The sequence below is a fragment of the Pseudomonas sp. LRF_L74 genome (genome assembly GCF_965644255.1).
Lineage (GTDB): Bacteria > Pseudomonadota > Gammaproteobacteria > Pseudomonadales > Pseudomonadaceae > Aquipseudomonas.
Genome location: NZ_CBFFRH010000031.1, coordinates 1 through 903 on the forward strand (window position 1 = coordinate 1; position 903 = coordinate 903).

Sequence of the window (903 nt, forward strand, 5' to 3'; positions counted from 1 at the left end):
TTATACGTCAGTTCCTTTTGGGATAGGCTCTTAGCCTCTGCTATATTTAGTCCAGTATACGATCACAAAGGGGTAATGCCTTCAATCGATAGAAGTTTCTGGTAATCTACTGGTATTTGAGGTTTCCGTGGCTACCGTTACTGTTCATTGTCCGCGCTGTCATTCCGATGAAGTTTATCGACATGGTCGTAGTTGTTCCCGGCATGAGCGCTTCCGTTGTCGCTCATGTAAACGTGTTTTCCAGCTCACTTACTCTTATGCAGCCAGAAAACCCGGCGTTAAGGAGCAGATCGTTGAAATGGCACATAACGGCGCAGGTGTCCGCGATACCGCCAGAACACTGAAAATCGGCATCAATACCGTCATACGGACATTAAAAAGCTCTCGCCCCGGCGGATAACATCTGCGCCTGTCGCTCACGCTGATGTTGCCCTTATCTGTGAACTCGATGAGCAGTGGAGCTTCGTTGGCAGCAAGGCGCAACAACACTGGCTCTGGTACGCTTACAACACTAAAACGGGCGGTGTACTGGCCTACACCTTCGGACCACGGAATGATGAGACCTGTCGGGAACTGTTAGCCCTGTTGACTCCGTTCAGTATCGGCATGGTGACCAGCGATGACTGGGGCAGCTACGCCAGAGAAGTGCCGAAGGAGAAACACCTGACCGGCAAAATCTTCACGCAACGTATCGAACGTAACAACCTGACCCTCCGCACCCGCATAAAGCGGCTGGCACGTAAAACAATCTGCTTCTCGCGTTCCGTGGAAATCCACGAAAAAGTCATCGGTTCCTTCATTGAAAAGTACATGTTCTACTGATTGGAAGCACTACCTTATTTTTTATATCTAATGCTTCGAGATATTTAGATAGAGTATTAATATTATGCTCTAAGCCATTAC

Annotated in this window: 1 protein-coding gene; it reads left to right on the forward strand. The window is 48.4% G+C overall.

Going from position 1 to position 903, the window contains the following annotated elements:
- The first annotated feature begins 127 nt into the window (after nt 1-127).
- Nucleotides 128-822, forward strand: a protein-coding gene (locus ACSZPK_RS26915) for an IS1 family transposase (protein WP_437884675.1) whose coding sequence is annotated in 2 segments (ribosomal slippage) — nt 128-374 and nt 374-822 — 696 coding nt in all. Because the reading frame shifts where the segments join, the coding sequence is not laid out codon by codon here.
- Nucleotides 823-903: the final 81 nt, after the last annotated feature.